The 25,087-nt window shown below is 74.4% G+C and carries 20 protein-coding genes and 1 riboswitch; of the genes, 10 read left to right on the forward strand and 10 right to left on the reverse strand.

Features of this window, described 5'->3' with window-relative positions:
• Window positions 1-57 precede the first annotated feature (57 nt).
• From GA0070213_RS25050 to GA0070213_RS25060, 3 genes are all read left to right on the forward strand, one after another.
• Window positions 58-2,538, forward strand: coding sequence for a S8 family serine peptidase (locus tag GA0070213_RS25050; RefSeq protein ID WP_091069814.1), 2,481 nt, complete (start codon window positions 58-60; stop codon window positions 2,536-2,538).
• Window positions 2,539-2,571: 33 nt separating this feature from the next.
• Window positions 2,572-3,498, forward strand: a complete 927-nt coding sequence (locus GA0070213_RS25055; RefSeq protein WP_091069815.1) for a GNAT family N-acetyltransferase — start codon at window positions 2,572-2,574, stop codon at window positions 3,496-3,498.
• A 62-nt stretch (window positions 3,499-3,560) separates the two neighbouring features.
• Window positions 3,561-3,761, forward strand: a complete 201-nt coding sequence (locus GA0070213_RS25060) for a hypothetical protein (RefSeq protein ID WP_091069817.1) — start codon at window positions 3,561-3,563, stop codon at window positions 3,759-3,761.
• Between the two features lie 68 nt (window positions 3,762-3,829).
• On the opposite strand, the gene groL is transcribed toward GA0070213_RS25060, so the two are convergent.
• The 3 genes from groL to GA0070213_RS25075 form a co-directional block, all read right to left on the reverse strand.
• The gene (gene groL, locus GA0070213_RS25065; RefSeq protein ID WP_091069820.1) at window positions 3,830-5,452 is read right to left on the reverse strand and encodes a chaperonin GroEL; all 1,623 of its coding nucleotides are present in this window, start codon (window positions 5,450-5,452) and stop codon (window positions 3,830-3,832) included.
• A 275-nt stretch (window positions 5,453-5,727) separates the two neighbouring features.
• Complete coding sequence (locus GA0070213_RS25070) at window positions 5,728-7,107, reverse strand: hypothetical protein (protein WP_091069823.1); 1,380 nt, start codon at window positions 7,105-7,107, stop codon at window positions 5,728-5,730.
• A 110-nt stretch (window positions 7,108-7,217) separates the two neighbouring features.
• On the reverse strand, window positions 7,218-7,421 hold the full coding sequence (locus GA0070213_RS25075; protein WP_039909088.1) for a cold-shock protein: 204 nt from the start codon (window positions 7,419-7,421) through the stop codon (window positions 7,218-7,220).
• 223 nt (window positions 7,422-7,644) lie between these two features.
• Between GA0070213_RS25075 and GA0070213_RS25080 the strand changes: the two genes are divergently transcribed.
• Window positions 7,645-8,160, forward strand: a complete 516-nt coding sequence (locus tag GA0070213_RS25080; RefSeq protein WP_091069825.1) for a GNAT family N-acetyltransferase — start codon at window positions 7,645-7,647, stop codon at window positions 8,158-8,160.
• A 59-nt stretch (window positions 8,161-8,219) separates the two neighbouring features.
• Here the strand turns inward: GA0070213_RS25080 and paaN are convergent, their stop codons facing one another.
• From paaN to GA0070213_RS25100, 4 genes are all read right to left on the reverse strand, one after another.
• Window positions 8,220-9,893 carry a phenylacetic acid degradation protein PaaN gene (gene paaN / locus GA0070213_RS25085; protein ID WP_175441481.1) on the reverse strand — a complete coding sequence of 558 codons (1,674 nt, stop codon included), beginning with the start codon at window positions 9,891-9,893 and terminating at the stop codon, window positions 8,220-8,222.
• Window positions 9,894-9,945: 52 nt separating this feature from the next.
• Complete coding sequence (locus tag GA0070213_RS25090; protein ID WP_091069830.1) at window positions 9,946-11,118, reverse strand: GNAT family N-acetyltransferase; 1,173 nt, start codon at window positions 11,116-11,118, stop codon at window positions 9,946-9,948.
• Between the two features lie 150 nt (window positions 11,119-11,268).
• On the reverse strand, window positions 11,269-12,558 hold the full coding sequence (thrC, locus tag GA0070213_RS25095; protein ID WP_091069832.1) for a threonine synthase: 1,290 nt from the start codon (window positions 12,556-12,558) through the stop codon (window positions 11,269-11,271).
• Window positions 12,559-12,570: 12 nt separating this feature from the next.
• Window positions 12,571-12,704: riboswitch (SAM riboswitch) on the reverse strand.
• Window positions 12,705-12,776: 72 nt separating this feature from the next.
• Window positions 12,777-13,751, reverse strand: coding sequence for a DMT family transporter (locus GA0070213_RS25100; RefSeq protein ID WP_091069835.1), 975 nt, complete (start codon window positions 13,749-13,751; stop codon window positions 12,777-12,779).
• Window positions 13,752-13,841: 90 nt separating this feature from the next.
• On the opposite strand from GA0070213_RS25100, the gene GA0070213_RS25105 reads away from it, so the two are divergent.
• Window positions 13,842-14,150: an ArsR/SmtB family transcription factor gene (locus GA0070213_RS25105; RefSeq protein WP_091069837.1), complete on the forward strand. Its 309-nt coding sequence runs from the start codon at window positions 13,842-13,844 to the stop codon at window positions 14,148-14,150.
• Window positions 14,151-14,580: 430 nt separating this feature from the next.
• On the opposite strand, the gene GA0070213_RS25110 is transcribed toward GA0070213_RS25105, so the two are convergent.
• The 3 genes from GA0070213_RS25110 to GA0070213_RS25120 all read right to left on the reverse strand — a co-directional run bounded on the left by GA0070213_RS25110 (window position 14,581) and on the right by GA0070213_RS25120 (window position 18,959).
• Complete coding sequence (locus GA0070213_RS25110) at window positions 14,581-15,033, reverse strand: DoxX family protein (protein WP_091069839.1); 453 nt, start codon at window positions 15,031-15,033, stop codon at window positions 14,581-14,583.
• A gap of 171 nt (window positions 15,034-15,204) precedes the next feature.
• Window positions 15,205-16,089, reverse strand: a complete 885-nt coding sequence (locus GA0070213_RS25115; RefSeq protein WP_091069841.1) for an ABC transporter permease — start codon at window positions 16,087-16,089, stop codon at window positions 15,205-15,207.
• Window positions 16,089-18,959 (reverse strand): alpha/beta fold hydrolase, encoded by a 2,871-nt coding sequence (locus GA0070213_RS25120; protein WP_091069843.1) that lies wholly within the window; start codon window positions 18,957-18,959, stop codon window positions 16,089-16,091. The genes GA0070213_RS25115 and GA0070213_RS25120 overlap by 1 nt, the downstream gene beginning before the upstream one ends.
• Window positions 18,960-19,332: 373 nt before the next feature.
• Here GA0070213_RS25120 and GA0070213_RS25125 point away from each other — a divergent pair, with 373 nt between their 5' ends.
• The 5 genes from GA0070213_RS25125 to GA0070213_RS25145 are packed head-to-tail and all read left to right on the forward strand — an operon-like array spanning window position 19,333 to window position 25,071.
• The gene (locus GA0070213_RS25125) at window positions 19,333-20,484 is read left to right on the forward strand and encodes a hypothetical protein (protein ID WP_091069846.1); all 1,152 of its coding nucleotides are present in this window, start codon (window positions 19,333-19,335) and stop codon (window positions 20,482-20,484) included.
• Window positions 20,471-23,422, forward strand: coding sequence for a HAMP domain-containing histidine kinase (locus GA0070213_RS25130; RefSeq protein ID WP_091069849.1), 2,952 nt, complete (start codon window positions 20,471-20,473; stop codon window positions 23,420-23,422). The genes GA0070213_RS25125 and GA0070213_RS25130 overlap by 14 nt, the downstream gene beginning before the upstream one ends.
• Entirely contained in the window at window positions 23,419-23,880 is a 462-nt protein-coding gene (locus GA0070213_RS25135; RefSeq protein WP_091069851.1) for a roadblock/LC7 domain-containing protein, read from the forward strand. The genes GA0070213_RS25130 and GA0070213_RS25135 overlap by 4 nt, the downstream gene beginning before the upstream one ends.
• Window positions 23,877-24,332 carry a DUF742 domain-containing protein gene (locus tag GA0070213_RS25140; protein ID WP_091069853.1) on the forward strand — a complete coding sequence of 152 codons (456 nt, stop codon included), beginning with the start codon at window positions 23,877-23,879 and terminating at the stop codon, window positions 24,330-24,332. The genes GA0070213_RS25135 and GA0070213_RS25140 overlap by 4 nt, the downstream gene beginning before the upstream one ends.
• Window positions 24,310-25,071 (forward strand): ATP/GTP-binding protein, encoded by a 762-nt coding sequence (locus GA0070213_RS25145; protein ID WP_175441482.1) that lies wholly within the window; start codon window positions 24,310-24,312, stop codon window positions 25,069-25,071. The genes GA0070213_RS25140 and GA0070213_RS25145 overlap by 23 nt, the downstream gene beginning before the upstream one ends.
• Window positions 25,072-25,087 lie beyond the last annotated feature (16 nt).

Below are 25,087 nucleotides of genomic sequence, written 5' to 3' on the forward strand. Positions count from 1 at the left end.
GCACCCGTCCACGGTAGCCGTCCCCGCGCCACGGCGACACGCCCCGGCCGTACCGTGATGACCATGCTGACCGGCCCGCCCGCTGCTCCCGTACCCCTGCCGCCGCGCGAGACCGGGCCGTGGCCGGTCGTCGCGGCGGTGGCGACCGGCGTCTGGGCGGTGCTGGTCACCGTGCCCGGCCAGGTCACCGGCTGGCTGGTCGACCAGGTGGTGCTGGTCACCGGGCTGGACCGGGCGGTGGCGGTCTGGCCGGTGGTGGCGGTGGTCACCATGCTGCTGGTCGGCGGACCGGCGCTGGCGCTGGCGCTGCTGCCCCGGTCCCCGGCGGTGCGGGCGGCCGGGCGGGCGTGGACCGGCGGCGCGGTCGCGCTCGGCGCGGCGACGCTGCTCCGGGCGCTGCCGCCGGTGCACCACGAGGCCTACCTGGCCGCGCTGGCGCTGACCGCCGCACTGCTCGCGCTCGCCGTGGCCCGGTTGCCCGGCCGCCCCACCGTGACGGCGTCGTCCGGCCCTGCCGTTCCCCGGCCGCCGGACGCGGTGCCGGGACCGGGTGGGGGCGACGAAGCGCCCGCGGTTCCGGCGGGCGGCGGGCGACGGCCCGGCGCGGTGACGCTGCTGGCGGTCGCCGCCGGGCTGGCGGTCCTGCTGCCCTGGCTCTGGGTGGGCGCGCTGGGCGGGCTGCTGGAGACGGTGCTCGCCGGGCTGGCCGCCGCCGCGTTCGGCGTGCTGGCCGGGATCCTGCTCGGCCCCGCGTTCTGGGCCGGCCTCGCGCCCGGCACCGAGGTCCGGCCGGCCCGGCTGGTGCTGGTCGGCGGCCTGGTCGCCGGCGTCACGCTGACGCTGCTGGCCGCCGGCGCCGGCCAGTCGGGCGCCCAGTTGCCGGGCCTGGTCCTGCTGCCGCCGCTCGGTTTCGTGCTGGGCGCGCTGGAGGTGGCGGCCCGGCACGCCGGCCGGCCGGCCGGGCCGGCGCCGGTGCGCTGGCTGGTCGGCCTGGCGCTGGTCGGGCCGCTGGCCCTCACCGATCCGGAGGAGATCACGCTGCTGCTGGCCAGCACCCGCGACGTGCCGTTCTGGGTCGCGGTCGGCACCGGCGCCGCGTTCGCCGTCGCGGTCCTGCTCGCCGTCGGGTACGGCGTGCTGCTGGCCCGCCCGCGCGCCGGCGCGCCCCGCCGGGGCGTGGCCGGGCTGGTCGCCGGGGCGCTGCTGGCCGCCGTGACGGTGGTGTACGTGGTGCCCGGCCAGCCGGGCCTGTACGGCGAGCGGCTGCTGGTGGTGCTGCGCGAACAGGCCGACCTGAGCGGCCTGCCGGCCGGCGCGCCGGGCCGGGCCGGTCGGGACGCCCGGGCCGCCGAGGTGTATCGGCGACTGGTCGCCACCGCCGACCGCACCCAGGGCGACCTGCGCCGCACGCTGACCCGGCTGCGCCTCGACCCGACGCCCTACTACCTGGTCAACGCGATCTCCACGGACGGCGGCCCGGCGGTACGGGCCTGGCTGTCCGGCCGCCCCGAGGTGGCCCGGGTGCTCGTCGACCAGCGACCGCGCCCGCTGCCCGCCGCGGCGCCGCCGGCCCGGGGTGACACGCCGGCGCCGACCGGCCCGACCTGGAACGTGTCGCTGATCGGCGCGGACCGGGTCTGGTCGGAGCTGGGCGTCACCGGCGCCGGCGTGGTGGTGGGCAGCTCGGACTCCGGCGTGGACGGACAGCACCCGGCGCTGGCCGGCGGCTTCCGGGGCGGCGACGACTCCTGGTACGACCCGTGGGAGCACCGTCGCGCGCCGGCCGACCGGGGCGGCCACGGCACGCACACGCTCGGCAGCGCGGTGGGCCGGGACGGGATCGGCGTGGCGCCGGGCGCGAGCTGGGTCGGCTGCGTGAACCTGGACCGCAACCTGGGCAGCCCGGCCCGCTACCTCGACTGTCTCCAGTTCATGCTGGCGCCGTTCCCGCCGGGCGGGAACCCGCTGACCGACGGCCGGCCGCGACGCGCGCCGGACGTGCTGACCAACTCGTGGGGCTGCCCACCGCTGGAGGGGTGTGACCCGGGGGCGTTGCGCCCGGCGACCGCCGCGCTGGCCGCCGCCGGCATCCTGGTGGTGGCCGCCGCCGGCAACGAGGGCCCCCACTGCGGTTCCATCGCCGACCCGCCGGCGCCGTATCCGGACGTGCTCACGGTCGGCGCGGTCGACCGGTCCCGCCGGCTCACCGAGTTCTCCAGCCGGGGCCCGACCGGGACGGCCGCGAAGCCCGATCTGGTGGCTCCCGGCGCGGCCGTGCCGTCGGCGTTCCCCGGCGGCGGGTACGCCACCCTGGACGGCACCTCGATGGCCACCCCGCAGGTGGCGGGCGTGGTGGCGTTGATGTGGTCGGCGAACCCGGCGCTGGTGGGTGACCTGGACCGGACCCGGCGGATCCTCACCGAGACCGCCACCCCGGCCACCGTCCCGACCGGCTCGACCTGTGGCGGCACCCGGGACCTGGTCGGCGCCGGCCTGGTCGACGCGTACGCGGCGGTGCGGGCCGCCCGGGCCGGTTAACAAACCTGCCCGGATGGCCTAGCGTCGGCGTCCATGGACGTGGAGATCATCGAGCTGGGGCCGGATCGGCTGCCCGACGTCGTCGACCTGTGCCGGCGGGCGCTGGACCTGCCGGAGGACGCGGCCGAGGCGCCGGCCGTGGTGGCCACGCTCGCCGAGCGGGCGGCGGCCGACCGCCCGGTGCTGCGCCTCGGCGCGGTCCGCGACGGCACGCTGGTCGGGGTCCTGCTCGGGTCGTTGTCGGCGACCGCTCCGGAGCGCGGCCACGTCGACCTGGTCGCGGTGGCGCCGACGGAGCGCCGCCGGGGCGTCGGCACGGCGCTGCTGACCGGGGCGGAGGCGCGGCTGGCCGCGCTCGGCGCGTCCGAGCTGCTGCTCGCCGGCAACCCGCCGCACTACGCCTGGCCGGGCATCGACGTCCGGTACACCCCGGCGGTCTGTGCCGCGTCGCGGCTCGGCTTCCGGCAGGACCGGACGGCCTGGAACATGACCGCCGCGCTGACCGAGGGGTCGCCGGCGCTGCGCCCGACCGAGGCCGCCGAGCGACGGCTGGCCGAGCGGGGCGTGACGGTACGCCGGGCCGGGCCGGCGGACCTGCCGGCGCTGAGCGCCTTCGCCCACGCGGTCTTCGGCGGCACCTGGGACGGTGAGCTGGCCGGCTCGGTGGGCCGCCCGGACGCGGGCACGCACCTGGCCGAGCGGGACGGCGAGATCCTCGGCTTCGCCGCGTACGGTTCGGCGCGGCCGAGCTGGTTCGGGCCGATGGGCACCGCCCCGGCGGCCGAGGGCTCCGGGATCGGCGGGGTGCTGCTGCGCCGCTGCCTCCGGGACCAGGCGGCGGCCGGGATCGCCGCGGCGCAGATCGGCTGGGTGGGGCCGGTGCCGTTCTACTCCGGCGCGGCCGGCGCCCGGATCGAGCGCGTCTTCTTCCTCTATCGGAAAGCCATCAAAGGCGCATAACGCCGTTCGCCCTCCGCGATGATCGGCCGCCCCCTACGGTCGAGGCACGGAGGAGGCGGCGCATGCCCACGGATGACGAACGGACCCACGAGCCGGCCGGTGAACTGGCCGCCGATCGGCTCGACCTCGGCGACGCCGAGCAGGACGCCGCCGACCAGCCACCCACGGAGGAGCCACGCCAACCGGTCGACGAGCCGAGGCGGCTGGTCCCGCCGTACGACCGGGCGCACAAGCGGCGCAACCAACGCCCGCTGCCCACCTGAGGCGACACGCGGAAGGGGCGGACCGCTGAACGCGGCCCGCCCCTTGCGGCGTACTGGTGAAGCTGGACTCAGAAGTCCATCTCCCCGCCACCCGGGCCAGCCGGGGCGGCCGGGGTCTTCTCCGGCTTGTCCGCCACGACGGCCTCGGTGGTGAGGAACAGCGCGGCGATCGAGGCGGCGTTCTGCAGCGCGGAACGCGTCACCTTGGCCGGGTCGATGATGCCGGCGGCCAGCAGGTCCACGTACTCGCCGGTCGCGGCGTTGAGGCCGTGACCCGGGTCGAGGTTGCGCACCCGCTCGACGACGACGCCACCCTCGAGGCCGGCGTTGACGGCGATCTGCCGCAGCGGGGCGTCCAGCGCGATCTTGACGATCTGCGCGCCGGTCGCCTCGTCGCCGGCCAGGTCCAGCTTGTCGAAGGCGGTCTTGCCGGCCTGCACCAGCGCGACGCCACCACCCGGGACGATGCCCTCCTCGACGGCGGCCTTCGCGTTGCGGACGGCGTCCTCGATGCGGTGCTTGCGCTCCTTCAGCTCGACCTCGGTGGCCGCGCCGACCTTGATCACCGCAACACCGCCGGCCAGCTTGGCCAGACGCTCCTGCAGCTTCTCCCGGTCGTAGTCGGAGTCGCTCTTGTCGATCTCGGCCCGGATCTGGTTGACCCGGCCCTGGATCTGGTCGGCGTCGCCGGCGCCGTCGACGATGGTGGTCTCGTCCTTGGTCACCACGACCTTGCGGGCGCGGCCCAGCATGTCGAGGTTGACGGCGTCCAGCTTGAGGCCGACCTCCTCGCTGATGACCTGGCCACCCGCGAGGATGGCGATGTCGGTCAGCATGGCCTTGCGGCGGTCACCGAAGCCCGGCGCCTTGACGGCGACCGACTTGAAGGTGCCACGGACCTTGTTGACCACCAGGGTGGCCAGGGCCTCGCCCTCCAGGTCCTCGGCGATGATCAGCAGCGGCTTGCCCGACTGCATGACCTTCTCCAGGATCGGGAGCAGGTCCTTCACCGACGAGATCTTGCTGTTGACGATCAGGATGTAGGGGTCGTCGAAGACGGCCTCCATACGCTCCGGGTCGGTCATGAAGTAGGCGGAGATGTAGCCCTTGTCGAAGCGCATGCCCTCGGTGAGCTCGAGCTCGAGGCCGAAGGTGTTGCTCTCCTCGACGGTGATGACGCCTTCCTTGCCCACCTTGTCCATCGCCTCGGCGATGATCTCACCGACGGTGCTGTCACCGGCGGAGATGGAGGCGGTGGAGGCGATCTGCTCCTTGGTCTCCACGTCCTTGGCGAGCTTGAGCAGCTCCTCCGAGACGTTGGCGACGGCGGCCTCGATGCCCCGCTTCAGGGCCATCGGGTTGGCACCGGCGGCCACGTTGCGCAGGCCCTCGCGAACCAGGGCCTGGGCCAGGACGGTCGCCGTCGTCGTGCCGTCACCGGCGACGTCGTCGGTCTTCTTCGCGACCTCCTTGACCAGCTCGGCGCCGATCTTCTCGTACGGGTCCTCGAGCTCGATCTCCTTGGCGATGCTCACACCATCGTTGGTGATGGTGGGGGCACCCCACTTCTTCTCGAGCACGACGTTGCGGCCCCTCGGGCCGAGCGTCACCTTCACGGCGTCGGCGAGCTGGTTCATGCCCCGCTCGAGGCCGCGGCGCGCCTCTTCGTCGAACGCGATCATCTTGGCCATACGGCGTTGTCCTCCTGGACACTCACGGGCCACCCGGGATGCCCGGATGGGCCGTCTGGTGTACGCACCTTGGGGACGTCGCCACCTGGCGACGACGACGTCCTCCTCGGTCGGGCCGGACAGCCCGCGACGACCGGCCCCGTGCCACGCCGACGCCCTTGAAGGCACCTGCGCGGCCGTGGCCCTACCGCCCCGACCATTGGCACTCACCGTACGCGAGTGCCAATGACTTGTTTAGCACTCTCCCTAGCCGAGTGCAAGCACGACAGCGCCGCTCAGCCGAGTTCCGCGGCCAGTCGGGCCGCGTTCACCGGGCCTTCGTGGGCCCGCTGTTCGGCGTACGCGGCGACCAGCCCGACGAGCTGCGCGAGGTAGGCCGGCACGGCCAGGGCGGCGCCGATCACCGCCAGCGTCACCGCGCCGACAGTGGTGCCCGCCGCCGCCGTCGGGTCGGCGCCGAACAGCGCGCCGCTCACCGCGCTCACCACGACGTCCAGCACGCTCGCCGCGACCAGCGCGCACACCACCAGCGCCACCCGGCCCAGCATCATGCCGAAGCGCTGGTGGAACATCCGCCAGGCCCGCCCGATCGGATCCTGCCGCTCGAACAGGTACACCGGCCCGAACAGCGCGACCGCGAACCCGGCGTAGACGCCGGGCAGCAGGCAGAAGCAGGCGCCGACGGTGACCAGCAGCGAGACCACGATCGTCCAGCCCCACAGGCCGAGCGCCCGGCGCAGCCCGTACCGCAGCGCGGCGCCGACACCCACCGGCTCGCCGGCCGCCTGCCGGGCCACCACCCAGGTGCCCGCGGCCCAGCCCACGGCCTGGAGCGGACCCAGGAGCAGGGCGGCGAGCAGCACCGCGCCGTAGAACACGAAGAACCGTTCCAGGTAGCCGTCCGGCAGCACCGGCGCGCCGTCCGAGCCGGTCACCATCTGATCGGTGGGCACCAGGAAGAGCGAGAGGACGGAGATCACCGCCGCCGGGACGCCCTGGGTGAGCAGCATGATCGGCAGGAGCTGCCGCCACCCCCGCCGCACCGCGCCCACGCACCGGGCGAACCAGCCGCCGACGCCCGCGTGCGGCGGGGTGACAAGCGGATCGTTCGGGTCGAGACCCGGATACCAGCTGTGCGGACCGCCGGGCGCCGGCTGCGCGGGGAAGGCCGCGCCGGGCATCGGATGACCGGGGTACGCCGGGCCGCCGGGCCAGTTCCAGCCGGAGGCCGGTACGGCGTCCGGCGCGCTCCAGCCGGACGGCGCGCCGTGCTGCGCGGGCCAACCGGGCTGCGCCGGCCAGCCCGGCGGGTTGCCCTGCTGGGCCGGCCAGCCCGGCGGAGTGTCGTGCTGGGCCGGCCAGCCCGGCGGGGTGCCGTGCTGCTGCGCAGGCCCACCGGGTGGCGGCGGGCCGTCCGGAGTGGAGCCGCGCGGGGGGCCGTACCCGTGCGGGGTGGAGAGGCCCGGGTCGGAGCCGGACGGCCCGGCGGTGGCCGGGGCGGCCCACGGGTCGGCGGCCGGCGGACCGGAGGTGGGCGTCGGCGGATCGGACGGGCCCGCCTGCGCCGGCACCGGCCCGGCGGCCGGCGATGCGGGCCGGGTCGGGTCGGTCGGCGGCACCGGTTGGTCGGATCCCGACGGGGGCAGCTCGGACATGGGCCCTCCTCAGCGGCAACGGCTGGAACGGCTCATGATCTTCCATGGTGCGGTGGCGTGGCGCTGCACCGGTCGGGGTGGTCCGGCCGCGTGCGGCGGCCGCCGAGGGATCAGGCGATGACGCGGACGTGCTCGGCCTGCGGACCCTTCTGGCCCTGGGCGATCTCGAACTCGACCCGCTGGCCGTCGTCCAGTGCCTTGTATCCGTCCATCTCGATCGCGGAGAAGTGGACGAAGACGTCCTGCCCGCCGTCGACGGCGATGAAGCCGTAGCCCTTCTCGGCGTTGAACCACTTCACGGTGCCCTGTGCCACGGTGCACTTCCTCACTCTGCGCGGCGTTCCAAGACCCGGGAACCGGCGGACCGGCACCGGCGGCGCACCGGTTCGAGCCATCGGCGACGGCCGCTGAATTCGGTGACCGAAATCGCACGCTACACGAGGCGTGACGACCGCGCACGACCACAAATCGGGCATAATTCGGCCGTGCGGGGCCCCGCCGGAGCACGATTCCGGACCGATCCGGTATGCATGCGGCATGACCAGCGCGCCCACCCCGACCACGGTCCGCCGGATCCGGCCGGAGGACGCCGCCCGGATGCGGGCGCTCCGGCTGGAGATGCTGGCCGACGCCCCGCTGGCCTTCCTGGAGACCGTCGCCGAGGCCGCCGCCCGGCCGCACGCCGACTTCGCAGCCCGGGTGGCGGCCGTCTCCCGGGGCGACCACACCGCCCAGTTCGTCGCCGACCCGGGCGGTCGCCTGGTCGGCCACGCCGGGGGCACCGTCGCACCGGACGAGCCGGGCCTGACGCTGGTCTACGCGGTCTACGTGACGCCCGCCCGGCGGGGCAGCGGGTTGCTCGCCGCGCTGGTGGACGAGGTGGCGGCCTGGTCGCGCGCCTGCGGGCGGCCGGAACTGATGATGGAGGTGGTGGTCGGCAACGACCGGGCCTGCCGGGCCTACCGCAAGCTGGGCTTCACCGACACCGGCGTACGCGTCCGGCACCCGCGGATCCCCGCCCTGCGCGAACTCCAGATGCGCCGCCCGGCCTGACCCGGGTTGTTAAAAGGGGCCCCTCCTCTACCGAATGCGTTAAGAAGGGGCCCCGCCTTTCACGCGTGGCGGCGTGACTGGACGATGCGGAAGCGATTCGCGACGTACGCGCCGTCGGTCAGCGCGGAGTTCGCCGCCGGGTTCGCGCCCGAGCCGTGGAAGTCGGAGAACGCCGCCGACTGGTTGACGAACACGCCACCGGTCAGGTTGCAGGACAGGTGCACCCCGGCGTCGACCGCCGCCGCCTCGGCCGCGTCCAGCACCGCCTCGTCGGTGGAGTAGACGGCGGCGGTCAGCGCGCCCTTCTCCCCCACCGTCTCGCGGAGCACGCGCAGGCTGTGCGCGGTCGAGTCGGTCGCGATGGCGAACGAGATCGGCCCGAACCACTCCCGCGCGTAGGTCGCGGTGTCGCCGGCGTCCAGCTTCACCACCGTCGGCGTACGCACCACGGCGCCCGGGAAGGACGGGTGCTCGACGGTGCGGGACTCCAGCACCGGCTCACCGACCTTGGTCACCTCGTCGAGGCGCTCCAGCACGCCGTCGTTGACGATGGCGCCGGTCAGCTCCACGCCCCGGGCCGGGTCGGCGGTCAGCTTGGCGACCGCGCCGGCGATCCCGGCGGCCACCTCGTCGAAGGTCTTGTGCCCCTGGTCGGTCTCGATGCCGTCGCGCGGGATCAGCAGGTTCTGCGAGGTGGTGCACATCTGGCCGCTGTAGAGCGTGAGCGTGAAGCCCAGGTTGCGGCAGAGCCCGGCGAAGTCGTCGGTGGAGTCGATCACCACCGTGTTCAGGCCGGCCTTCTCGGTGTAGACGGCGGCCTGCCGGGCGTTGGACTCCAGCCAGTCGCCGTACTCGGTGGAGCCGGTGAAGTCGACGATCCTCACGGCCGGGTGCAGGGCCAGGGTCGAGGCGAGCTTCTCGCCCGCCGCCTCCGGGGCGAGCTGCACCAGGTTCGGGTCGAAGCCGGCCTCGGCGAGCACCTGGCGGGCGTACCTCACGGTGATCGCCAGCGGCAGCACCGCGCGCGGGTGCGGCTTCACCACCACCGGGTTGCCGGTGACCAGCGAGGCGAACAACCCGGGGTACGAGTTCCAGGTCGGGAACGTGTTGCAGCCGATGACCAGGGCCACCCCGCGCGGCACCACGTGGAACGTCTTGGTCATCCGCAGCGGGTCGCCCTTGCCGGCGGCCTTCTCCCAGCCGGCCGTCCCCGGGTGGCGGCTCATCTCCGCGTACGCGTAGGCGACCGCCTCCAGCGCCCGGTCCAGCGCGTGCGCGCCACCGGCCTGGAACGCCATCACGAACGCCTGGCCGCTGGTGAACTGCACCGCGTTGGCCAGCTCGAAGATGTTCCGGTGGAGGCGGTCGAGGATCTCCAGGCACACTCCGGCGCGGGCCTTCGGGCCGGCGTCACGCCAGGCCGGCAGCGCGGCGGTGGCGGCGTCCACGAGCTGGTCGGCGCCGGCGTGCGGATAGCGCACGTCGAGCGGCACGCCGAACGGGCTGGCCTCGGTGGTCACCGTGGTGCCGTCACCGGCCTGGTCGAGCGGGAAGTCGCCACCCAGGTACGCCTCGAAGGCGGCCTTGCCGTCGGCGGCGGCGGTCTCGCCGTACACCCGGGGGCTGGGCGACTCGGGATAGGCGGACCAGTACCCGCGCTCCGTGATCGCGGTCAGCGCCCGGTCGAGGGTCTCGGCGTGCCTGTCGTACAGGGGGTGCGGGGTCTCCGTCATGCCCGCCATCATGCAACAGGAAGGCACCAGATCAGTAGGGGCGTGTCACAACTCAGATCGCCAACTGCCAGTCGACCGAGCCGGCGGCCGGGCGGAAGCCGAGCTGCTCGTTGATCGCGATCATCGGGGCGTTGGCGGCGGCGTTCCAGGTGTCGACGGTCCGCAGCGCCGGTTCGTGTGCCAGCGCGTACCCCAGGTTGGCGGCCTTGCAGAGCAGGCCGAGCCGGTGGCCGCGGTGGCCGGGGTCGACGATGGTGATCTGCTGCCAGGCGTGGTCGGTGCTGCTCGCGGCGAGGCTGAGCTGGCTCCAGCCGACCAACCGGCCGGACGCCTCGTGCACCGCCCCGGTGTTGTAGCGGCGTACGCCCCGGGCGTCGAGCGCCCGCTCGACGGCCCGCTTCCGCCGCGCGTCCATCTTCTCCTGCTCCCACGCCAGCTCGCCGATGGGCGCGTCGAGCAACAGCCGGCCCTCCAGGTGGGCGACGTCCGAAACGTGGTCGTCGGGCACGCGGTCGCGCCAGCGCACGGTCCGGTAGCCGGTGGCCGCCGCGCGGGCGTCGGCGAGCAGCGCGGCCAGCCTGGTCCGGTCCAGCGCGGCCACGTCGAGCCGGCGGCGCACGTCGGCGTTGGCCGCCGTCGCGCCCATCGCGGCGGCGAACGCGGCGCCCGGGAACTCCCGGCCCTCCTCGCCGGGCAGCGCGACGGCCGTGGAACCGACCAGCCGCTTGCCGCCGTGCTCCCGGAGCAGCCGCAGGCCGTGCTCGTGCAGCGCCCGCCCGATCCCGCGCCGCCGGTGCGCCGGGTCCACCGCCAGCTCGACGGTGGCGTTCTCGGTGTTCTCCAGCGTGTGCAGGTGCAGCCGGAGCCAGCCGACCGGCGCCCCGTCGAGGCGGGCGACGACCATGCGTCCGTCGATGCCGGGCATCGGATGCCGCAGCAGCGCCTCGAACCGCCGCCGGCAGGTCGGGGGCAGGTCCGGTTCGTCCACCGCCTGGGCCGCGCAGGCGATCCGGTACGCCGCGTCGAGCGTCGGCAGGTCGGCGGGATCGAGCGGCGCGACGGTCAGGCCCATGACGGTGATCCTGGGCCGGGAACGGCGACAGGGCCAGCGGTTTTCCGCTGGCCCTGCGCGAGGTTGGTCGGGAGGGACGTCCGCACAACGCCTCCGGCGTTGGGTCGCAAAACTTAGAAAAGTCTCCGGCGGATGCCCTCCCGCACGGAGCATCTTGCGCCGTCCGGTTCCTGCCGTCAAGTCCTCGCCGGTGGTTTTCTGCCACTCCTCGCAGTCCCACCGTCACCCCCCGCGAGTTGATCAAGGAGTTTGCGTCGGGTGTCGGCCCGCCGGCCGACGCAAACTCCTTGATCGACGGGGCGGTCAGGAGAGGAGGCCGGCGTCTCGGGCGGCGCGGAGGTTGGGCTTGATGTGGTGGGTGGGGCCGGACTCGGCGGCCACCGCGTCGAGCGTCTTGAGGCCCTCGCCGGTGTTGAAGACCACCGTCTCCGCGGCGGGATCGAGCCGGCCGGACTCCACCAGCTTGCGCAGCACCGCCACCGTCACGCCGCCCGCGGTCTCGGCGAACACACCTGTGGTGCGGGCGAGCAGCCGGATGGCCGCGCGGATCTCGTCGTCGTCGGCGTACTCCATCCAGCCGCCGGTGCGGCGGACCGCCTCCAGCGCGTAGACGCCGGCCGCCGGGTCGCCGATGTTCAACGACTTGGCGATGCCGGTCGGCTTGACCGGGACGATGGTGTCGCGGTCGTCGTGCAGCGCGGTGGCGATCGGGTTGCAGCCGGCGGACTGCGCGCCGAACACCTTCCAGCCACCGGCCGGCGCCTCCACCAGCCCGATCTCGACCAGCTCGGTGAACGCCTTGTCGATCTTGGTGAGCAGCTCGCCGCTGGCCATCGGGATCACCACCTGGGCCGGGATCCGCCAGCCCAACTGCTCGGCCACCTCGTAGCCGAGCGTCTTGGAGCCCTCGGCGTAGAACGGACGGACGTTGACGTTGACGAACGCGGTGTCCTCGAACTCGTCGGTCTCCACCAGCTCGCCGCAGAGCCGGTTCACGTCGTCGTAGGAGCCGTCGATGGCGACCAGGTCGCCGCCGTAGACCGCGGTGGTGACGACCTTGCCCTGCTCCAGGTCACCGGGGATGAAGACCACCGACGGCACGCCCGCGCGAGCGGCGTGCGCGGCGACGGAGTTGGCCAGGTTGCCGGTGGACGCGCAGGCGTAGCGGGTGAACCCGAGCGCCCGGGCGGCGGTCAGCGCCACCGACACCACCCGGTCCTTGAACGAGTGGGTGGGGTTGGCGCTGTCGTCCTTGACCCAGAGCGGGCCGGTGAGGCCCAGCTCGGCGGCGAGGTTCCCGGCGGCGACCAGCGGGGTCAGCCCGGGGTCGAGGGTGACCCGGGTGGCCGGGTCCTGGCCGGCCGGCAGCAGGGCGGCGTAGCGCCAGATGCTGTTCGGGCCGGCCTCGATCTGTTCCCGGGTGACGGTGGCCAGCGCGGCGGTGTCGTAGTCGACCTCCAGCGGGCCGAAACACTCGTAACAGGCGTGCTGGGCGGCCAGCGGGTAGCGCGCGGAACAGGCACGACAGACCAGGGCGCGGGCCGGGCTGCGGGTGGTGTCGATGCCGGAGACGGCGGGAAGCGTCGACGTCATGTCGAGGGGTTCCTCTCATCTTTCCCCGCATCGCCGGGTGCGGCGGGGACGGAATTGGCACCTGCCCGCAGGGCGCTCGGCGTCGAGCGTGCGGGTGGTTGCCGGGGCGTCGTCGGGCCGTATCCCTCAGCCCCTCTGGATGAGGTATGCAGTTGTGCCGTCGAGTCTAGGCGCCGCTCACGACGTTGCCACCCGGGGTTCCCACGCAGTGGGCCGGCTCAACGGCCGACCACCGCGACCGGCTCCACCACCGCCGGGCGGTCGACGACCGCGTCGGGCGCCGGGGCGGTCACCGTCGCCGACCGGGCCCGGGTACGGGTGACCAGGTTCGCGGCCACCAGGGCGGCGATGGTCAGCGCGGCGCCGACCAGCTCCACCGCGCCGGGCCGGTAGCCGCGCACGGTCTGCACCGCGAACGTGGTCACCGGCACCAGGTTCATGAACAGCGCGGCGTCGGCCGGGCCGAGCCGGCGTACGCCGGTGTTCCAGGCCAGCACCGCCAGGACGGCGGCGACCAGCACCGCGTACGCCAATTGCGGGGCGACCGCGACGAGGTCGGCGGCGGCCGGCGCGTGCTGGAGCCCGGTGAGGTCGGCCACGGCGCTGGCGGCGAGCATGGCGAGCGTGCCGGCGACGGCGGTCAGCGTGGTGTAGCGCAGCGCGGACCACTCGGGGAACCGGCTCGCCCCGTGGGTGTAGAACGCCCAGCCGAGCACCGCGCCGATCATCAACAGCCCACCCACGCCGAACTGGCCGAGCCCGTCGAGCCGGCCGCGGGTGATGACCAGGCCCACGCCGACGAGGGCGACCAGGGAGAGGCCGAACAGCGCCGGGCGGGGGCGTACGCCGTCGCGCGCCCAGCGGACCAGCTGGGTGACCACCGGCACGGTGGACGCGAAGAGGGCGATCTGCTGCGGGGCGGCGTATCCGAGAGCGAGGTTCGTCAGCGTGTTGAAGCCGGCGAAGCCGAGCCCGCCGAGCAGCAGCACCTCGACGCCGCGTCGCCCGGTGCCGAGCGCGGCGACCCCCTCGCGGGCCAGCAGCAGGGCGAGCAGCACGGCGGTGGCGAGCACGTACCGGGCGGTGGTCAGGTTGAGCGCGTCGACCCGGGTGAGCGCGCTGGCCAGCACCGGGAACATGACGCCCCAGCCGAGCACCGCGAAGAGCGGGAAGGCGGTGTTTCGCGTACGCATCGCAGCTCCAATGTTCGAGTATTGTCGAACCAACGGAGCTGACTCTAGGAGCTTGTTCGATGAAAGTCGAACATGGGTTAGGCTGGTCACATGGAGCTGCACGAACCCGAACTGCGCGAGGTGCCGGTCACCGCCGTGCTGGCGGCACTCGCCGACGACGTCCGGCTGCAGATCGTGCGCGCGCTCGCCGAGGGCGGCGAGTACGCCTGCGGCACGTTCGAGTTCGGCGTCTCCAAGGCCACCCGCAGCCACCACCTCAAGGTGCTGCGCGAAGCCGGCCTCACCCGCACCCGGGTCGCCGGCACCAGTCGCTACGTGCGGTTGCGCCGCGACGAACTGGACCGGCTCTACCCGGGGCTGCTCCACGCGGTCCTCGCCGCGCCCGACCGGGTCGCCTGATCACCGCAGGCCCGGACCGGGCGGGCCTGCGGCGTGCCGGGCGGGCCATGGGGGTGACACCGCCGAACGCCCGGCCGCAGGCCCGAGCCGCCCACTGCGCGACGTGGCAGACGGGCGCACCCTCCTCCGAGACACCCACACCGTTCCACTCGCGTGCTGATCGAGGCGCGAGTGGAACCGTGTGGGTGTCTCCTGCTGCGGTAGACACCCATGGCGTTCCACTCGCGCCATCATCGGGCGATGAGTGGAACGGTAGGGGTGCGTCCGCTCGCCCGTCTGCCGGAACCGGCCGAGTGGCACGATCACCGAATGCGAAGCCTCTGAGGGGATCGCTTCCGGCTCGACGACCCACCCATCCCGGCTCGTGTCGCTGAAGACCTTGGTGCGGAACCGCCCTTCGGGGGACGGTTCCGCACCAAGATCGCGGGGTTCAGGCGGGGACGGACGCGCGGGGGGCCGACGGGGTGTCGGCGGGGGCTGCGGAGCGGCGGCGGGACAGCAGCGCGTCGAGCGCCCAGGTGCCGGGGCCGAGCACCGCGACCAGCAGGAACGACCAGCAGAACATCGCCGCCGCCTCGCCGCCGTTGCTGATCGGCAGCAGGCCGTGCGGCTGGTGCACCACGAAGTACGCGTACGCCATCGAGCCGGAGGCGAGCAGCGCGGCCGGCCGGGTGAACAGGCCGACGAGGACCAGCGCGCCGCAGACCAGCTGGATCAGCGCGGCCCACCACCCGGGCCAGGTGCCGACCGGGACCGCCTTGCCGGTGACCGGGTTGCCGCCGAGTATCCCGAAGATCGACGCTGCGCCGTGGAGCAGGAAGAGTAGGCCGACGACGATGCGGAACAGGGAGAGCACGGGGCCCTTCAACTGCGCGGGGACCATGGAAAACCTCCTGGGACGGTGGGGACGACGTCCAGGATGGTGGGCCAAGAGATTGAAGTTAATCAATTCCTTGTTGGCGGGACAATTACGTGGGAACGCTCCCATGATATGGGCGCGAGGTGTTAAGCGGGGCCCCTTCCTCTACCGGAGGCGTTAAGCGGGGCCCCCGCCTTAACTCGTGATGTCCTTGCGGGTGAAGCGCCAGAACGCCAGCGACCAGAAGAGCGTGGCGTAGACGACGGCCGAGATCGCGCCCTTGACCACGTCGTCGGTCTGCATCGGCGACGACAGCAGTCCCAGCCAGGCGCTGCTGTAGTGGGTCGGCAGCAGGTTGCGCAGCCCGCCCAGCGCGGTGATCTGGTCGAGGATGCTGGACAGGATCCAGAGCAGCACCGCCCCGCCGACCGCGCCCAGGGCGGCATCAGTGGTCACCGAGAGCAGGAACGCCAGCCCGGCCACCACCAGCAGCACCACCGCCAGGTAACCGAGCACCCCGAGCAGCCGGAGCAACCCGTCGCCCGGCGCCAGCTCGGCGGAGACCTGGCTGCTCAGCGGCTTCCAGCCGTAGCGCAGCGTGCCGGCGACCAGCGCGGTGCCGGCCAGCAGCAGCAACGCCAACCCGGAGTACGCCAGCGCGACCACCAGCTTCACCGCCAGCAGCCGGGCCCGGGGCACCGGCACGGCCAGCAGGTAGCGCAGGCTGCCCCAGCTCGCCTCGCTGGCCACCGTGTCACCGCAGAACAGCGCCACCACCACGACCAGCAGGAACGACGCCGACACCAGGATCGAGAACAGGGTGAAGTTGAGCCCGCCCGAGGTGGCCAGGTCGGCCAGGCTGGCGAACTCGCCCCGCCCGCCGCCGTCGTCGTCGCCGGAGTCGAACTGGAACGCCACCAGGATGATCAGCGGCAGCAGCACCATGAACCCCAGCGCCAACTGGGTACGCCGGCGCGACGCCTGCCGCCGGAACTCCGCGCCGAACGGCATCGTGGCCGACGGCCGGTAGCCGGCCGCCGCCCCGCCACTGCCCGTCGGCGCCACCTGAGAACCCACCATCACCGGTCACCGCTTCCCCGAGAGTTCTCGCCGACCAGGGCGAGGAACGCGTCCTCCAGACGGCGCCGGGGCACCACCCGGTCCACCCCGATGCCGGCCCGGACCAGTTCGGCCACCACCTCGCTGCGGGCGGTGCCGTTGGTGTCGACCACCAGCGCGCCGTCGTCGTCGGGCAGCACCCGCACACCGCCGAGCCGGTCGAGCACCGACCGCGCGGCGTCCGGGTCGCTCACCTCGAACAGCACGCTCGGCGACTCGCCGACGATCTCCTCGACCGGGCCGGACGCGACGATCCGTCCCTTGTTCACCACCACCGCGTGCGTGCAGGTCTGCTCCACCTCGGCGAGCAGGTGGCTGGAGACCAGCACCGCCCGACCGTCCGTGGCGTAGCGCTGGAGCACCCGGCGCATCTCGGCGATCTGCGGCGGGTCCAACCCGTCCGTCGGCTCGTCGAGCACCAGCAGCTCGGGCAGGCCGAGCATGGCCTGGGCGATGGCGAGCCGCTGCCGCATGCCGTGGCTGTACTTCTTCGTCCGCCGGTGCACCGAGTCACCGAGCCCGGCGATCTCCAGCGCCTCGTCGAAGTGCGCGTCCTCCCACGGCCGGCCGGTGGCCCGCCAGTACGCCTTCAGGTTGTCCAGCCCGGACAGGTGCGGCAGGAAGCCGGGCCCCTCGACCAGCGCGCCGATCCGGGAGAGCACCGGCGAGCCGGGCACCAGCCGGTGCCCGAACACGTAGATCTCGCCCGCGGTCGGCTGGGTCAACCCCATCAGCACGCGCAGCGTGGTGGTCTTGCCCGCGCCGTTCGGCCCGAGCAGGCCCACCACCTGGCCGGGGTGCACCTCGAAGTCGACGTCGGAGACGGCGACGAACCCGTCCGCGTACTCCTTGCGCAGGTTGCGCACGGCGAGCGGGACGCCCGCGTACTCCGGGTGGATCGAGCGGTCCTGGCGGCGGTGCCGGCGGCGGGTGAGCAGCACGACCACGACGAGCCCGACGACGATCGCGGCGAGCAGGCCGGCCAGCACCCAGCGCCAGACCGCGGCCGAGGTGGGGATCGGCGCGGCGTCCACGGTGGGCAGCACCAGCGGGCCGTCGCCGAGCGCCACGGTGTGCACCGCCGGTTCGGCCGGCGAGGCGTACGCCTGGTCCGACGTCGCCACCACGAGCCGCAGCCGGTGCCCGGCCTCGACCCGCCGCACGATCGCCGGCAGCGTCACCGTCACCGGCGTCGCGGCGTCGAGGTCGGCCGGCAGGCCGGTCAGCCGCACCGGCGCGACCAGGCCGTCGGGCAGCGTGGCCGCGCCCTGCGGGTCGACGTCGTAGAGCTTGACGAAGAGCACCGCCTCGCCGGTCGCCGAGGCGGCCCGGATCCGCACGCTCGGCGCACCCACCACGTCGACCGGGTCGTCCAACGGCGCCGACTCGAAGCGGGCGTGCTGGCCGGGAATGTCGCCCGCCACGCCGTCCAGCAGCGAGCCGAGCGCCCCGGCGAACGGGATCGCGGAGATCGCCGCCGGGTTGCCGTTCGGCGGCACCGCGACCGGCTGGGCCGGGCCGGTCAGCGCGACGTCGCGGCGCTCCTGCCCGGTCACGCCCGGGTAGTCGTCGGTGCGGTAGCCGGTGGCCACCAGTCCCCGGTCGAGCGCGTCGAACCCGGCGATCCGGGAGAACGTGAAGGTGTCGCCCGGTGCCGGGCCGTCCCCCCTGACGTAGTGGTCGAGCCACTGCGCGGTCAGGAACTTCACCCGGTCCGAGTCGGAGGTCGGCCCGGCGCCGCCGTCGTGGCCGCCGGTGAACCAGGCGACCCGCACCGGGGTACCGGCGGCGGCGATGCCGCGGGCGTTGGCGTCCGCCTCGGCGAGCGGGAAGAGCGTGTCCGCCTCGCCCTGCACCAGCAGGGTGGGCGCCGTGACCCGATCGAGCACGCCGGCCGGCGACGAACGGCGCAGCAGCTCCACCGCGGCGGCGTCGGCCCGGCCGGTGGTGGCGATGCGCAGGTACGCGGCGCAGACGTCGGCGGCGAACCGGCCGCAGGACGGGTCGGCGGCGCCACCGGGTGCCCGGCCGGAACCGCTGCCCGGGCCGGCGCCCGGCTGCGGGCTCGCCGGCCCGGCCGAGGCGGGCGCGCCCTCCGGCGCGGCGGCGGTGGCGCCGGACAGCCCGGCCGGGCCGGAGCCGGCGTTGCCGCCACCGCCGAAGAAGATCCCGGCCCAGCCCTTCTTGAACACGCCCTCGGTCGGCGCCTTGCCGGTGCTCTCCGGCAGGAACGCGCGGGACAGGTCGTTCCAGGTGATCATCGGGACGATCGCGTCGACGCGGGGGTCCTGCGCGGCCAGCAGCAGGGCCAGGCCGCCGCCGTACGAGCCGCCGACCACGCCGACCCGCGGGTCGCCGGCCGAGTCGAGGCGCACCTCCGGGCGGGCGGCGAGCCGGTCCAGCAGGCGCTGCGCGTCGCGCACCTCGTAGTCCGGGCTGTCCAGGTGGATCTGCCCGCCGCTGCGACCGAAGCCGCGGGCGGTCCAGGTGAGCACCGCGTAGCCGCGGGCGACCAGGTCCTCCGCGTCGGAGCGCACCGACTCCTTGGTGCCGCCGAAGCCGTGCGCCAACAGCACCGCCGGCACCCGGTCGGCCTCCGAGGCGTCGGCCGGCAGGTAGAGCGTGGTGTCCAGGTCGACCGGCTCGTCGCCGCCCGGCCCGGAACGGACGCTCACCAGCGCCGACTCGGTCCGGAAGTCCGGGCCCTGCGGCCGGACCACCCAGACCAGCGCGGCGGCGACCAGGACGACCACCACCACGGCGGCGACGATCCGGCGCGGGTGGCCGGACAGGGCGCGCCGGACCCGCGCGACGGACAGCGGTGATCTCATGCGGCACACGGTACGGCCCGCCGGCTGAGCGTTCCCTGAGATCCGCCGTACGGCCGTCCGGTTGCACCGTTCGGCGTGTACCGCCCGTCGTCCGCAGAAGGTCCAGAGCATCCCAGCGGGATGTATTCGGATCACGTGAATTCACATCTACAGCCGCAAATCAGTGCCGATGCCGCGTCTCGCCGGTTCAATCGGACGCTGAGTGTCCCCTTTATCGACTTTCCGTCACCCCGGACGAACTGACGTGAAGCCGACTCCACGACCACGGCTCCACCCGCGCCCGGTTCGACTAATTTTCCGGTCCGGTGCACGGGACTGCGTACGGCGACCTTCCGCGCACCGACCGCCCCGCCGTCGCCGGAGGAGACAGACCATGACAGTTCCCGCGCCGCGGGTCCGTCGGCGGCCCTCCGTACCCGGCCGCGTCCTGCCCCTGCTGCTGGCGCTGGCGTTGGTCGCCCCGCTCGGCCTGCTCTTCGCGCTGGCCGAGGGAACCACCTCGGACGACCACGACCTGGCCGCCCGGGAACGGCTCGGCGTCCGCTATCTGCGCGCCCTCGGGCCGGTCACCGACGCGCTGGTCGAGGCCCAGTCCACCGCCGTCGCCGGGGCGCCGGTCTCCCGCACCGCGCTCAACGCCGCGATCGAGCAGGTGGCCGGCGTCGACAGCGCGGTCGGCGACGAGTTGCGCACCCACGAACGCTGGGCCGGGCTGCGGGCCAAGCTGGAAGGGCTGCCGGACCGCGGGCTCGCCGACCCGGAGGCCGCCTACGTGGCGTACGGCGAGGCCAACGACCTGCTGCTCGCCCTCTACCGCAAGGTACGGGAGAGTTCCGGACTGATCCGCGACCCCAAGGCCGACTCGTTCTTCCTCCAGGACGGGATCGGCGGGGACCTGCCCACCGCGATAGCGCTGGCCGGCCGGCTCGCCGACCTGGTCCGGCTGGCCCCCGCCCGGCCCGCCGCCGAGCGCGCGAAGACCGGTCTCGAACTCGCCGAGCTGCGGGTGGCCGCGTTCGGCCCGGCCAACGACCTGGTCGCCGACCTGCGGGCGGCGGTGGACAGCTCGGAGAGCACGGACCTGGGCGGGAACGTGCTCACCCCGCTGGACGCCTACCAACGCTCGCTGGAGGCGTTCACCGCCGCGGGCGGCGGTCGTGCCGCGCCGAACCCCGACCAGCTCACCGCCGCCGGCCTCACCGCGCAGGCGGCCGCCAAGCAGCTCCGCACCGTCATCCTCGACCAGCTCGACACGCTGCTGGAGGAGCGGCTGGACACCGTCGACCGGGACCGGCTGCTGGCCCGGGTCGCGGCCGGGGTGGCGATCGCGCTGCTGATCGGGCTGGCCGGGACGCTCTTCCGGCGACCGGCCGGCGAGACCCGACCGGCGCCGCCCGAGATCGCGCTGCCGCCGGCGGCCCGCCCGGACCCGGCGGCCGCCACCCGGGACTCCGACCGTCTGCCCGTCGCGGTCGGCGCCGGTGCCGAGGCCGAGCGGTGGAGGCCGTTCGATGCTGCTCGCTAGGTTGCGGATCCGGGGCAAACTCGCCCTGCTGGTCATCATCCCGCTGCTCAGCATGGTCGGGCTGGCCGTGCCGGTGATCATCGACCGGGTCGCCGCCGCGCAGCGGGCCGCCGACACCGCCGAGACGGTCCGCGTCGCCAGCCGGCTCGGCAGCCTCGTCCAGGACCTCCAGCAGGAACGGCTGCTCTCGATCGGGCTGATGCTCGGCCGGGTGACCCGCACCGAACTCATCCAGAAGTCCGCCACCGTCGACGACCGGGTCGCCGACCTGCGTGCCGACACGCTGCCGACGCCGGTCCGCGAGTCCCTCGACGGGGTACGCCGACTGGCCGACGTCCGCACCGCGACACTCGCCGGCCGGGCCACGCCGGAGCAGATCATCACCACGTTCGCCGCGGTCGACACCGCCCTGATCGACTCGCTGCGGCTGCCGTTCCAGGTGGACACCGAGACCTCGGCCGGACGGCAGGTGCTCGCGCTGGACGCGCTGCTGCGCACCGACGAGGCGCTGAGCTCCTGCGCCACCCAGATCGTGCTGGTCCGGGCGACCGGCGACCCGAGGGTGTCCGCCTCGTACATCGCCTGCATCGCCGCGCTCAACGTGGACAACCGGCGCTTCCGCCGGCTGATCACGCCCGAGCAGCTCAAGCTGGCCCTGCTGGACGACGCGGCGGTGGCCGCCCGGACCAGCCCGACCTTCCTGGTGGACAGCGTCCGGGACCCGGTGGGGGCGATCGCCCCGGTGCCGTTGGACGCGCTCTTCCCCTCGGTCCGCTCGATGATCACGCTGGGCCAGTTCGTGGAGAAGAAGGTCGTCGCGGACGTGATCGCGGAGACCCGGACCGAGGAGCGGAACGCGCTCACCACCGCCTGGCTGGTCGCCGGCGCGGCGGCCGTGATCCTGCTCCTGGTCGTGCTGCTCAGCATGACGGTGGCCCGTACGGTGTCCCGCCCGCTGAGCCGGCTCACCCGCTCCGCCGAGCGCGTCGCCCGGGTGACCGAGGCGGAGCTGACCCGGGTGGCCGACGACGAGACCGAGTCGGTGCCGCCGGTGCGTCTCGACCCGGTGGACGTCGGCGCCCGGGACGAGATCGGTGACCTGGCCCGCGCCTTCGACCGGGTGCAGCACACCGCCGCCCGGCTGGTCGAGCGGCAGGTGGCCGGCCGGCGCAACGTGGCGCAGATGTTCGGCCACGTCGGCCGGCGTACGCAGAACCTGGTCGGCCGCCAGATCGCGCTGATCGACCGGCTGGAGCGGCAGGAGGCCGACCCGGGCCGGCTGGAGCACCTCTACCGGCTGGACCACATCTCCAGCCGGCTGCGCCGCAACGCGGGCAGCCTGGTGGTGCTCTCCGGCGCCACCGGCTCGGACGGCCACGTGGCGCCGATCCCGCTGGCCGACGTGGTCCGGCTCGCGCTCGGCGAGATCGAGGACTACACCCGGGTCGACGTGCAGGTCCCACCCGGCGTCTCGGCGGCGCCCGCGATCGCCGGTGACCTGGTGCTGGCGTTGGCCGAGCTGATGGAGAACGCCACCGCCTTCTCGCCGCCGCACACCCGCGTGGTGGTGGCCGGCGAGCTGACCGAGGGCGGTGCCCGGCTGAGCGTGGTGGACCACGGCATCGGACTCACCGAGGAGCGGCTCGCCGAGGAGAACGCCCGGCTCACCCGCCGGGAGCGGCTCGACCTCGCCCCGACCGAGGTGCTGGGGCTCTTCGTGGTGGGCCGGTTGGCCCGCCGGCACGGCTGGCACGTCCGGCTGTCGGCGACGCTCGGCGGCGGCGTCACTGCCGGCGTGGAGATCCCGGCCGGCTCGCTGGTGATCCGCCGGCCGGAGCCGGTGGGCGCGACCATGGCGCGGGCCACCGTGCCGGCGGTCGAGCGGCTGCGGGAACCGGGGCCCGCGGAGCACGCGATCGCCGCCCCGCCAACGTCCGGCGAACCCGTCGGCTTCGACGCCGAACTGCTGAGCCGGGCGACCCGCAGCATCTCCCACGGTGACTCGTGGAACGCCTTCGGCAGCCAGGCCGACGAGCCGGAGCCGGGCGACACGCAGGACCTGGCGCCGTCCGCTCCGGTGACGCCGGCCGCCGACGAACCACCGGTCGCGGACTTCCGCTTCCCCACCGGCGGCCCGCCGCCCGCCTGGCCGCCCGCGGCCGGCTCGCCCACCACGCTGCCCGTCGGCCCGTCGGCGCGTCCCGCGAGCACCACCCCGCCGACACCGGTCGTCGGCCCGGCACCGGCCGCTCCCCCGGCCGCCGGGCCGACGACCGGCCCCGCACCCCTTCCCACCCGCCCGGTGCCACCCACCGGTCCGGCCCACGCCGCGCCACCCACCGGCCCGGCCCGTTCCGCGCCACCCTCCGGTCCGGCCCACGCCGCGCCACCCACCGGTCCGGCCCGTTCCGCGCCACCCGCCGCGCCGCGCCGCCCGACACCGCCCGCCGGTTACCCGCCGCCCGGGTCACCCCCCGCGCCGGCCGACCGGCCGGCCGCCGCCCCGTCCTCCCCCGGCCCCGTCGGCGCGCCGGCCGGGCCGGCCGGGACCCGGCCGATCCGCAAGCGGGTACCCGGGGCGAACCTGCCGGCCGGCCCCCCGGCCGCGCCGGCCGGGCCGGTGATCGGACCGCTGATCGGCGTCCCCGACGACCCGGCCACGGTCCGCGCCCTGGTGGAGGCGTTCCAGGACGGGGTACGCCGGGCGGAGGACGACGTCACGCCGCCCGAGCCCGAGCCGGAACGACCCCGGCTCAGCCGCCGGGTGCCCGGGGCGAACCTGTCCGTCTCCCCGGTGCCGCCCGCACCCCCCACCAGCTCCGATCCCGGTGACCCCGTCGAGGTCCGCAACCTCGTCACCGAGTTCGAGGCGGGCGTCGCCCGCGCGCTGCGCGAAGTCAGTCCCGACCGCCGCTACGAAGAGGATCCATCACGGTGACCAGCCCGTTCCTGCACGACAACGTCGAACAGAGCACCGGCGACCTCAGCCCCGAGGCGCGCACCTTCAACTGGCTGCTCGACTCGTTCACCTCGAGCACGGCCGGGGTGATGGAGGCGATCGCAGTCTCCTCGGACGGGCTGCTGATGGCCATGTCCGCGATCAAGGACCGGTCCAACGCGGAACGCCTCGCCGCCGTGGTCTCCGGCATGACCAGTCTGGCCGGCGGCGCCGCGAGCTGGTACGCGCTGGGCGGGCTCAACCGGGTGATCGTCGACATGGCCGAGGGCTACCTGCTCATCAGCTCGATCAGCAGTGGCTCGGTCCTCGGCGTGGTCGCCGACCGCACGGCCAACCTGGGCACCGTGGCGTACGAGATGACGCTCTTCGCCGGCCGCGCCGGTGGCGCCCTGAGCCCCCGCCTGATAGCCGAACTGAAGAACGCCGTCCAGCAATGATCCCGGGGGCCGCCGGTGGGGACCCGGAGCCGGAGCCCGGCGTCCGGATCCGCCCCTTCCTGCGCGCGTCCACCCCGGCTCCGGCTCCGGCAGCGGACGACGGCGACGGGGAGCCACCCGGCCCACGCCCGTTCGTGCTGACCGCCGGCCGGGTGGACGGCGACCCGTCGATCGGCCTGGAGACCCAGGTGACCGCCCGCCCGGGCAGCAGTTCGTGGGCGGTGACCGCTCGACTGGCCCCGGAGCTGGCCACGATCGTCGCGATCTGCGCCGAGCCGGTGTCGGTCGCCGAGATCTCCGCCCGGACCCGGTTGCAGTTCGGGGTGACCCGGGTGCTGGTCGGCGACCTGCGCGCCGCCGGGCACCTCGACGTGCACGTCGCGGACGTCGACGACGCCCTCGATCCCGACCTCATCCTGCGAGTGATTGATGGACTTCGTGCGATCTCCTGAATGGCGGGCGGCCGGCCAGGGCGGGCCGGCCGCGAACAGCGCCCCCGCCCGCTACGGCAACCCGGCCCCGCTGATCGGCCGGGCCACGCCGCCCCCACCGGCCGGGCCACCGCTGCCGTACCGGCCACCGAGCGGGCCCGGGGAGCCGACCCCGATCGTCAGCCGGGTGCCCGCGCCCCGACCGCCGATCCCGGTGAAGATCCTGATCGCCGGCGGTTTCGGCGTCGGCAAGACCACCACGGTCGGCGCGATCTCCGAGATCGCGCCGCTGACCACCGAGGCGGAGATGACCACCGCCGGGATCGGCGTCGACGACCCGGGCGGGGTGGCCGGCAAGACCACCACCACGGTGGCCATGGATTTCGGCTGCGTCACCATCGACCGCAGCCTGAAGCTCTACCTCTTCGGCACGCCCGGCCAGGCCCGGTTCGGCTTCATGTGGGACGACCTGGCCCGGGGCGCGCTCGGCGCGCTGGTGGTGGTGGACAGCGCCCGGCTCGACGACTGCTACCCGGCGATCGACTTCTTCGAGCGGGCCGGGCTGCCGTTCGCCGTGGGCGTCAACGCCTTCGACGGGCGGCTGGCCCTGGACCTGCCGTCGATCCGCTGGGCGCTGGCGATCGCCGAGCACGTGCCGCTGGTGCAGTTCGACGCCCGGGACCGGCTCTCCGTACGGGACGCCCTGCTGGTCGTCCTCGATCGGGCGCTGGACCGGGCGACCCGAGCCCGGGAACGCTGAACCGCCCGTCGGTGCG

This window comes from Micromonospora humi (assembly GCF_900090105.1).
GTDB classification, from domain to species: domain Bacteria; phylum Actinomycetota; class Actinomycetes; order Mycobacteriales; family Micromonosporaceae; genus Micromonospora; species Micromonospora humi.

Excerpts from the sequence above, each read along its gene's own strand:
- GA0070213_RS25050 (WP_091069814.1), top strand. The coding sequence starts at position 58 with ATGACCATGCTGACCGGCCCGCCCGCTGCTCCCGTACCCCTGCCGCCG.
- GA0070213_RS25055 (WP_091069815.1), top strand. The coding sequence starts at position 2,572 with ATGGACGTGGAGATCATCGAGCTGGGGCCGGATCGGCTGCCCGACGTC.
- GA0070213_RS25060 (WP_091069817.1), top strand. The coding sequence starts at position 3,561 with ATGCCCACGGATGACGAACGGACCCACGAGCCGGCCGGTGAACTGGCC.
- groL (WP_091069820.1), bottom strand. The coding sequence starts at position 5,452 with ATGGCCAAGATGATCGCGTTCGACGAAGAGGCGCGCCGCGGCCTCGAG.
- GA0070213_RS25070 (WP_091069823.1), bottom strand. The coding sequence starts at position 7,107 with ATGTCCGAGCTGCCCCCGTCGGGATCCGACCAACCGGTGCCGCCGACC.
- GA0070213_RS25080 (WP_091069825.1), top strand. The coding sequence starts at position 7,645 with ATGACCAGCGCGCCCACCCCGACCACGGTCCGCCGGATCCGGCCGGAG.
- paaN (WP_175441481.1), bottom strand. The coding sequence starts at position 9,893 with ATGACGGAGACCCCGCACCCCCTGTACGACAGGCACGCCGAGACCCTC.
- GA0070213_RS25090 (WP_091069830.1), bottom strand. The coding sequence starts at position 11,118 with ATGCTCCGTGCGGGAGGGCATCCGCCGGAGACTTTTCTAAGTTTTGCG.
- thrC (WP_091069832.1), bottom strand. The coding sequence starts at position 12,558 with ATGACGTCGACGCTTCCCGCCGTCTCCGGCATCGACACCACCCGCAGC.
- GA0070213_RS25100 (WP_091069835.1), bottom strand. The coding sequence starts at position 13,751 with ATGCGTACGCGAAACACCGCCTTCCCGCTCTTCGCGGTGCTCGGCTGG.
- GA0070213_RS25105 (WP_091069837.1), top strand. The coding sequence starts at position 13,842 with ATGGAGCTGCACGAACCCGAACTGCGCGAGGTGCCGGTCACCGCCGTG.
- GA0070213_RS25110 (WP_091069839.1), bottom strand. The coding sequence starts at position 15,033 with ATGGTCCCCGCGCAGTTGAAGGGCCCCGTGCTCTCCCTGTTCCGCATC.
- GA0070213_RS25115 (WP_091069841.1), bottom strand. The coding sequence starts at position 16,089 with ATGGTGGGTTCTCAGGTGGCGCCGACGGGCAGTGGCGGGGCGGCGGCC.
- GA0070213_RS25120 (WP_091069843.1), bottom strand. The coding sequence starts at position 18,959 with ATGAGATCACCGCTGTCCGTCGCGCGGGTCCGGCGCGCCCTGTCCGGC.
- GA0070213_RS25125 (WP_091069846.1), top strand. The coding sequence starts at position 19,333 with ATGACAGTTCCCGCGCCGCGGGTCCGTCGGCGGCCCTCCGTACCCGGC.
- GA0070213_RS25130 (WP_091069849.1), top strand. The coding sequence starts at position 20,471 with ATGCTGCTCGCTAGGTTGCGGATCCGGGGCAAACTCGCCCTGCTGGTC.
- GA0070213_RS25140 (WP_091069853.1), top strand. The coding sequence starts at position 23,877 with ATGATCCCGGGGGCCGCCGGTGGGGACCCGGAGCCGGAGCCCGGCGTC.
- GA0070213_RS25145 (WP_175441482.1), top strand. The coding sequence starts at position 24,310 with ATGGACTTCGTGCGATCTCCTGAATGGCGGGCGGCCGGCCAGGGCGGG.